General features: G+C 71.7%; 6 protein-coding genes and 1 pseudogene. 5 read left to right on the top strand and 2 right to left on the bottom strand.

Annotated elements, in window-relative coordinates; genetic code table 11:
• The 5 genes and pseudogenes from AC1DVZ_RS16335 to dxs form a co-directional block, all read left to right on the top strand.
• Positions 1–615, top strand: a pseudogene (locus AC1DVZ_RS16335) (hypothetical protein); the annotation flags it as partial.
• A 79-nt stretch (positions 616–694) separates the two neighbouring features.
• Positions 695–982, top strand: a complete 288-nt coding sequence (locus tag AC1DVZ_RS16330; protein WP_477619261.1) for a TfoX/Sxy family protein — start codon at positions 695–697, stop codon at positions 980–982.
• Positions 983–1,252: 270 nt separating this feature from the next.
• Positions 1,253–1,546 carry a hypothetical protein gene (locus AC1DVZ_RS16325; protein ID WP_477619260.1) on the top strand — a complete coding sequence of 98 codons (294 nt, stop codon included), beginning with the start codon at positions 1,253–1,255 and terminating at the stop codon, positions 1,544–1,546.
• A 250-nt stretch (positions 1,547–1,796) separates the two neighbouring features.
• Positions 1,797–3,914, top strand: coding sequence for a glycogen debranching N-terminal domain-containing protein (locus AC1DVZ_RS16320; protein ID WP_477619259.1), 2,118 nt, complete (start codon positions 1,797–1,799; stop codon positions 3,912–3,914).
• Between the two features lie 63 nt (positions 3,915–3,977).
• Complete coding sequence (gene dxs, locus AC1DVZ_RS16315; RefSeq protein WP_477619258.1) at positions 3,978–5,846, top strand: 1-deoxy-D-xylulose-5-phosphate synthase; 1,869 nt, start codon at positions 3,978–3,980, stop codon at positions 5,844–5,846.
• Here the strand turns inward: dxs and AC1DVZ_RS16310 are convergent.
• Positions 5,818–7,653, bottom strand: coding sequence for a helix-turn-helix domain-containing protein (locus AC1DVZ_RS16310; protein ID WP_477619257.1), 1,836 nt, complete (start codon positions 7,651–7,653; stop codon positions 5,818–5,820). The genes dxs and AC1DVZ_RS16310 overlap by 29 nt on opposite strands.
• Positions 7,654–7,681: 28 nt before the next feature.
• A complete protein-coding gene (locus AC1DVZ_RS16305; protein ID WP_477619256.1) occupies positions 7,682–8,446 on the bottom strand; it encodes a 3-hydroxybutyrate dehydrogenase in 765 nt (254 codons plus the stop codon).
• Positions 8,447–8,534 lie beyond the last annotated feature (88 nt).

Genomic DNA, 8,534 nt, shown 5'->3' with positions numbered 1-8,534 from the left:
TCGACCGGTACCGCTGCGGGTGACTCGACCTCGGGTCAGGACGCGACGGGTGGTGGCAACCAGGTCAGCGCTCCGGCGGCGGCTCCGGTGTCCGCCAGTGGCAATGCCGTCTCGGTGCTGGGGGACTCCTCGTCCTCGGGCTCGACGGCGCCGGCTCCGGCCGGTTCGTCGACCGGTACCGCTGCGGGTGACTCGACCTCGGGTCAGGACGCGACGGGTGGTGGCAACCAGGTCAGCGCTCCGGCGGCGGCTCCGGTGTCCGCCAGTGGCAATGCCGTCTCGGTGCTGGGGGACTCCAGCACCACTGGGAGCACCGGCGCAGGTCCCGTGACGCCCGTTGGCTCGGGTCCGGGCGCACCGGGAAACCCCGGCACCTCCATCGGTGGTGAGCTGCCGCCTGGTGGCGCCACCGGCACCGGCGACAGCGGGGGCGCCGCCTCCGCCGACGCTCCGGCCGCGTCGGCGTTGCCATCGCTGTTCTCAGCGGCGCAGGCAGAGGCTTCTCTGGCCATGACCGGCAGTGACAGCTGGCCGTTGCTGTTGCTGGCCCTGCTGCTGCTCCTCGTCGGGGCAGCGTCGAGGATCACGAGTCGGCGTCTGGTCGCCGTGACGTGACACGGCGGAACGGACGGACCGCGCACTCGTCGCGGTCCGTCCCTTCCCCGTGCGCGCGGCTGCGCCTCACACTGGAGGGGTGACGCCTGAACGCCTGCGCGACCTGCCCAACCTCGGGCCGGCGAGTGAGGCGATGCTGCTCGCAGCAGGCATCGCGACGCCGGACGACCTCGATCGCCTGGGTCCCGTCGAGGCCTACCTCAGGGCAGTCCATGCGGGGGCTCCGCGACACACGATGCTGTTGTGGTCCCTGGACGCGGCACTGCTCGGCGTCGACTGGCGTGACGTGCCGCTGGAGCGGCGGCGTGAGGTCAGTGCCCAGGCAGACCGCGCGTTCGGCGCCCCGCCTGGTGCCGGACGCCACTGACCGACGGAGACAGCTGACCAGTGCTGCACCAGGCGCGGGCCCGTGGCGCTGATCCGTGGGACGCCTGTCCGTCGCCTCGGACTTCACCTATACTCGAACACATGTTCGAATCATGCGCGGTCGTGGATGCCCACGTCAGCCCGCCGCGCTGACCCGGGCCGCCGCCTCATCCCGGGCCCGCAGGTCCAGAGGGGGCCCAGTGCGGCGGTGCCGCCGGGGTGGCCTCCACTGGTACCGCCGCCCGAGTCGAGTGGCTGGCAGGTGCCGGCGGTGTCGTGGTTGCTGGACTTCTGTCCGTCCGAGTACCGCCTGTATGCCGGGTGGCGTCGCCAGCCCGTCGCGTTGGCCTGGGTGACCACCCGGCACATCGACGCCCAGCTGGTGGCGATGCGCCAGGCCTATCGAGAGGTGCGGGTCGAGCTAGGCGACCACGTGACTGCCGAGGGTCTGGCGCAGGTGCTCGCCGACCTGGAGGCGGAGGGCGTCCGCCTGCTGGCGGCCCGACGCAGCGCCGGACTGGTCTACGACGCGCTCCAGGGCAAGCGCTACGTTCCGCGGCTCTGAGGTGGGCCCAGCGTCCAGCCGGGCACGGCGGCATACCGGTCGGCGGTGCAGGCCGGCTGGGCGCGCGGGACGGGGGTGCACGCACGCCCAGCCGGGGTACTGGGAGGTGGGCTTGAGCCCTTGACGCCAGCCTCCGTGGCGTCTGAGACAAAAGTAGCGCTGGAAGGTGACGAACAGGAGGGCTACCGGAATAGTGGTGCGCCGGGAGATCGTGGCGACCGCGCGAGGCTCGTCCAGAGAGGCAGGACCCTTGAGCGCCGAGCAGACGCCACGCCAACCGTGGCTCCACGACCTGTCGATCATCGTCCACGGCAACGCGACGGCGCTGTCCGCGGCGGACGGCGACCTGCGCCCCGACGCCGGCCACGGCTTGTTCGTCGACGACGTGCGAGTGCTCTCGCGCTTCGAGCTCACCGTGTCCGGGGAGACCCCGAGCGCCGTGGCGTCCGAGGCAGGCGGAGCCGTCGCTGAGTTCTTCGGGGCCGCCAGGGGACTGGGCGACGTGGGTGCCGACCCCACGGTCGAGATCCGCCGGTTGCGCAGCCTCGTCGACGGTGTGATGCGCGAGGACGTCACCGTCACCTCGCGTGCCGCAGACACCGTCCGGGCGGGCCTGCGGCTCGCGCTGGGGTCCGACGGGATTTCCATCGCCCAGGTGAAGTACGGACTCGTCGATGTTCCCGCGGTGCGCCCCGTTGCGGTGGAGGGCGGAAACGGTGCTGTCACCTTCAGCACCCCGCGTCACCTCACGACGGTCGACTTCGACCCAGCGCCCGCCTCGCTCGAGATCACGGCCGACAGGGTCGTCGTGGCGCACGAGGTCGTGGTGGAACCAGGGGAGAGCCGGCGGTTGCGGGTCACCATCACCCCCACCCGGACGGCTGCCTCGGAGTTCGACGCCGACCCGGGCAGTGACGGGGTCCACTGGGATGCCATCCGGGTCGTCGCGGACGAACAACGTCTCGCCCCGCTCGTGGCCCAGTCCGTCAACGACCTCCAGCACCTCCTGCTGCGTGACCCACTCCACCCGAACGACGTCTTTGCCGCGGCTGGATCACCGTGGTACCTCACGCTTTTCGGACGCGACTCGATCTGGGCTGCGCGAATGATGCTCCCGTTCGGCACCGAGCTCGCCGCCGGCACCCTGCGTGCTCTGGCCCGTCGCCAGGGGACGCGGCACGACCTCGACTCGTCGGAGCAACCCGGCAAGATCCCGCACGAGGTGCGCCGCACGGCCTACACGGGCTCGCCACGCAAGGGCGACCTGTCCCTGCCGCCGCTCTACTACGGCACCGTCGATGCCACTGCGCTCTGGGTGACCCTCCTCGTCGAGGCGTGGCGATGGGGGCTGCCAGAGACCGAGGTGCGCGTCCTGCTGCCGCACCTGCAGGCCGCCCTGGCCTGGCTGACCGGCGACGGGCAGCCCGACGACGACGGCTTCCTCACGTACCTCGACACCACCGGACACGGGCTGGCCAACCAGGGGTGGAAGGACTCCGGCGACTCGATGCGGATGCGGGACGGCCGCGTCGCCGATGCACCGATCGCGCTCGTCGAGGCCCAGGCGTATGCCGTGGAGGCCCTCCTCGCGGCCGCCGAGCTCCTCGACGCGCTGGGTGAGGCGGGTGCCGACCGGGCACGCACTGACGCGGGCGCCCTGCGCGACCGCATCCGGGCTGCGTTCTGGGTGGACCGCGACGCCGGGCGCTACCTCGCCATGGCCCTGGACGGCTCGGGAAAGCCGGTCGACGGGCTCGGGTCCAACATGGGCCACGCTCTGGGCACCGGTGCCCTCGACCCGGCCGAAGCCGCCGCCGTGGGCGGGACCGTCACAGGCCCGGAGCTGCTCGACGCCTTCGGGGTGCGCACCCTGGGCACCGGAAACGGCGGGTTCAACCCGATCGGCTACCACACGGGCTCGGTGTGGACCCACGACTCGGCGATCGTCGCGCTGGGACTGGCCAGGGAGGGCCTCACCGCGCAGGCCGCCCGCGTGGTGCAGGCTCTGGTGGCGTCCGGCGAGGCGTTCGACTACCGATGGCCCGAGCTGTACTCCGGGTTGCCCTTGGGTGGGGGCGGTGCCCACCAACACAGCCTCGGCCGGCCGTCGCCCTACCCTGCTTCCTGCCGTCCCCAGGCGTGGTCGGCGGCCTCGGCGGGCGCCCTCCTGACCGTCGCCCTGGGACTTCGCGCAGACCTGCCCGCCGGCGTCCTGCACGTCGACCCGATCCGGCCCACCCCGTTCGGCGCGCTGCACGTCGAGGGCCTGCGGCTCGGCGGGGCCGCGTTCGCGGTCACGGTGACGCGCGGCGGCGAGGTCGAGGTCACTGGAGTGCCGCAGGAGGTCGAGATCAGGCGGGGCGCATAGACTCGTGCGGTTCCCCTGCAGTGGAAGACCCCCTGTTTGATCACCACGGAAAGGACGGCGTGCGTGGGACTGCTCGAGACCATCAACGGCCCGGCCGATCTCAAGGCGTTGACGCCTGCCCAGCTCCCCAGGCTCGCCCAGGAGATCAGGGACTTCCTCGTCGAGTCCGTCTCCAAGACCGGTGGCCACCTCGGTCCCAACCTCGGCGTGGTCGAGCTGACCATCGCGCTGCACCGCGTCTTCGACAGCCCGCGGGACGCCATCGTCTTCGACACGGGGCACCAGTCCTACGTCCACAAGCTGCTCACCGGCCGTCACGACTTCAGCAAGCTCAAGAAGCAGGGCGGCCTGTCCGGCTACCCGAGCCGCGCCGAGTCCGAGCACGACGTCGTCGAGAACTCACACGCCTCCACCGCCCTGTCCTGGGCAGACGGCATCGCCAAGGCGAGGCGGCTGCGCGGCGAACGCGGGCGGCATACCGTCGCGGTGATCGGTGACGGGGCGCTCACGGGTGGGATGGCCTGGGAGGCGATCAACAACATCGCCGCAGACAAGGACCTGCCGCTGACCATCGTCGTCAACGACAACGAGCGGTCGTATGCGCCGACCATCGGCGGGCTGGCGGACCACCTGGCCACGCTGCGAACGACCCGCGGTTACGAGCGCTTCCTCGACTGGGGCAAGAACACCCTCAGCCGCACACCGGTCGTCGGGGGAGCGATGTACGAGACCCTCCACGGCGTGAAGAAGGGGATCAAGGACATCGTCGCCCCCCAGGGGATGTTCGAGGACCTCGGCCTCAAGTACCTCGGCCCTGTCGACGGCCACGACGAGCAGGCCGTCGAGTCCGCACTGCGGAGGGCGCGGGCCTTCGGTGGCCCGGTGCTCGTCCACGTCATCACCGAGAAGGGCCGCGGCTACGACCCGGCCCGGCAGCACGAGGGCGACCAGTGGCACGCCATCGGCAAGTTCAACCCCGAGACGGGGCTGCCGTTCGAGGTCAGCGGGAGGATCTGGACCGACGAGTTCAACGACGAGATGGTGGCCATCGGGAAGGAGCGCAAGGACGTCGTCGCCCTCACCGCCGCGATGCTCATCCCCGTCGGCCTCGACGGCTTCGCCGCCGCCTACCCGGAGCGCGTCTTCGACGTCGGCATCGCCGAGCAGCACGCCGTCACCATGGCGAGCGGCCTCGCGTATGCCGGCCTGCATCCGGTCGTGGCGGTGTACGCCACCTTCCTCAACCGGGCCTTCGACCAGCTGCTCATGGACTGCGCGCTGCATCGAGCCGGCGTCACGTTCGTCCTCGACCGCGCCGGCATCACCGGCAGCGACGGCGCCTCCCACAACGGCATGTGGGACATGACCATCGCCTCGGTCGTCCCCGGCCTGCGGCTCGCCGCTCCTCGTGACGGCGACCAGGTCAAGCGGCAGCTCCGCGAGGCGATCGACGTCACGGATGGTCCGACGGTGATCCGTTTCCCCAAGGGTGACGTCGGTCCGGCGGTGACGGCAGTGCGTCAGGAGGGGGTCGTGGACGTGCTCCACGAGACCTCGGCCCAGACGTGCGACCTCCTGCTCGTCGGTGTGGGTGCGTTCGCCGCGATGGCGGTCGAGATCGCGGGCAAGCTCGAAGCGCAAGGGCATTCGGTCACCGCAGTGGACCCCCGCTGGGTGCTGCCCGTCAGTGATGACCTCGTCGCGATGGCTCGCCGCGCCGGTGCCGTCGCCGTGGTCGAGGACAACCTCGTGAGCGGCGGTGTGGGTGCTGCGGTCACACTGGCGCTGCGGGACGCCGACGTCGACGTCCCGGTGCACGTGCACGGCATACCCAAGCGCTTCCTCGACCACGCCTCACGCGGTCAGCTGCTCGAGGAGGTCGGGCTCACAGCGGACGCCGTGGCTACGTCGTTGGCGTCACGCCTGCGCTGAGCCGCATCAGGCGCAGCGCCAGCTGGAGCTCGAGGGCATCGTCGGGGCGCTGCCAGTGCGGTCCGAGCAGCGCGGAGATGCGTTCCAGCCGCTGGCTGACCGTGTTGACGTGCACGTGCAGGTCGGTGGCGGCGTGTCGAGGGCTGCCGCCGGCGTCGAAGTAGGCCTGCAGGGTCTTCACCAGTTCGGACCCACGACGCGCGTCGTAGTCGAGCAGCGGTCCGAGGTGCTGTCGGACGTAGCCGCCGACGTCCGGGGCCGAGCCCACGACGAGCCCGGCGAAGCCCAGGTGGTCGGCACTGGCACCCGTGCCGGCGAGCCCCAGGGAGACCAGCGCCGAGACGGTGCGGACCGCTTCGCGCCAGATGCTGGGGACGTCCGCGGTCAGCGTCGTCGGTCCCGCGGCACCGACGGTCACGGTGGCCAGGCGGCTGAGCCGGCGGGCGAGCTCCGTGGCCGACTGGTGCGGGTCGTCGGACGGGAGCAGGGCGACGACGTGTCCGTCGTGCTCACCGACCACCGATCCGGGGCCGGCTGCCGCGTGGGCGGCCAACAGGAGGGTGCGACGCGGGGTGTCGGCGTCAGCGTGTGCCACGAGCACCGCGTGGGCCGCGGAGGGGTCGATGCCTTGGGCGCGGGCCCGGTTCGCCAGCGCGGTGGGGTCGCCGCGACCACTGAGCAGGTCGGCCACGAGGTCGGTGCGAACCCTTTGCTCGGCCTCGGCGGCGGTGCGCTCGAACAGCAGGACCAGGGCGCTGACGACCGAGGCGCGCTCGACGGTCCGGCGGTCGGCGTCGTCGAGCACCCCGACTCCACCGAGGACGAGGATGCCCAGCGGGGTCTGTGGAGCCTTGACGACGATCGCCCACTGGTCCCTGACGGCGTCGTGGGCGAGCCGACCTGAGGCCTCGGTCTCACGGACGACCGACGACCGCGCCAGCGCAGCGCCGGCACCGTCCTCAGGCAAGGGCGCAGGACCATGGCTGCTCAGGGTCTCGCCTTCGGAGTTGAGCAGCACCACCCAGCCGCCGAGCAGGTCGCCCAGCGCCTTGGTGATGTCGTCGACCCCTCCGCCGGCCAGGACGAGCTCGGCGAACCGGTCGTGCGCCGCGGCGGCCCGCTCGACACCTGCGGTGTGTCGGCGAACCTCCTCGGCACTGCGGGTCTGCACGATCGACACGGCCGCCAGAGCCGCCAGCGACCCGAGGAGGGCGACCTGGTCGGGCGAGAACGGCCGCGGAGAGCGGTTGGCTGCGAAGAGCACTCCCACGAAGTCGTCCTCGACCAGCAGCGGGGTGCCGCAGATCGAGACCAGGCCCTCGTCGCCGACGGCGCTGTCGATGGTGCCGGTGTGCTGGAACCGGTGGTCATGGAGGTAGTCCGCGCTCCAGTAGGGCTTGCGCGTGGAGGCCACGAGCCCGCCGAGGCCGTCGCCCAGCGACAAACGGACCACCTGGAACTTCGCGCTCACCGACCCGTCGGTGGCACGCATGAAGGTGTCACCGGCGTCAGGGTCGAACAGGGTGAGGTAGGCGACGTCGGTGCCCAGCAGGGCCCGCGCCCGGCGTACGATCGCCTCGAGGATGCCGCTGGGGTGGCGCAGGGCCGCGAGGTCGCGCGCAGTCTCCACGAGCCCCGTCAGCTCGGCCTCCCGACGACGGCGGGAGTCGAATGCCGCGCGCACCCGCAGCGCGAGCTCGCGGGCCTCTCCGGACTCGTCGCTGATGGTCTCGAGCTCGGAAGCGGGCGCCCCCTCCGCGAGCAGGCGCAGCAGCGCCATCGCGGCGGAGTCGTCGTGGGCGTCCATCGAGACGGATCCTAGGCGCCGGACCCCCTCAGTGGGCGGTCCAGCCGCCGTCCATCGAGAACGACGAACCGGACACCGAGTCCGCGGCCGGGCCGCAGAGGAAGGCGACGAGCTCGGCCACCTCATCCGCCTCCACGAGCCGCTTCACGGCCACGGGCTCGAGCATCACCTTCGCGATCACGTCGTCCTCGGTGATGCCGTGCGAGCGGGCCTGGTCGGCGATCTGCTTCTCGACCAGGGGGGTCCGCACGTAGGCAGGGTTGACGCAGTTGCTCGTGACGCCGTGCTCGGCGCCCTCGAGCGCCGTGACCTTGGACAACCCCTCGAGCCCGTGCTTGGCCGAGACGTAGGCCGCCTTGTACGGGCTGGCCCGCAGTCCGTGCACGCTCGACACGTTGACCACCCGGCCCCAGCCCTGGGCGTACATGTGCGGGAGCACGCGCCGGGTGAGCCGGAACGGCGAGGTCAGCATCAGCGTGATGATCAGGTCCCAGGTGTCGACGGGGAACTCGTGGATCGGAGCAACGTGCTGGATGCCCGCGTTGTTGACGAGGATGTCGATCGTGCCCGGGAGCCCGTCAACCAGCTCGAGGTCGGCGAGGTCGACGGGGAGGGTCTCCACGGCGCCGACCCCGGCGAACCGGGACAGGCCTTCGGCGTCGCGGTCCACGGCATACACGCTCGCCTTGGCGGCGACCAGCCGCTCGACGCACGCAGCCCCGATGCCGCTCGCGGCCCCCGTCACCAACGCCGTGCGTCCGGAGAGGTCGAGCAGCGCTGGCGTCGTCGGCATCAGGCGAGACTAGGTCGGCCGCCAGCGGGCGAGCATGTGGTGCCAGCCCACACTTCGGCGCTCGGCTGTGGCGTCGCGCACACAGGGA

The sequence above is a fragment of the Pedococcus sp. P2_E5 genome, from assembly GCF_056403895.1.
The sequence above is the reverse complement of the archived record's forward strand: the minus strand, read 5'-3'. Positions and strand labels throughout refer to the sequence as shown.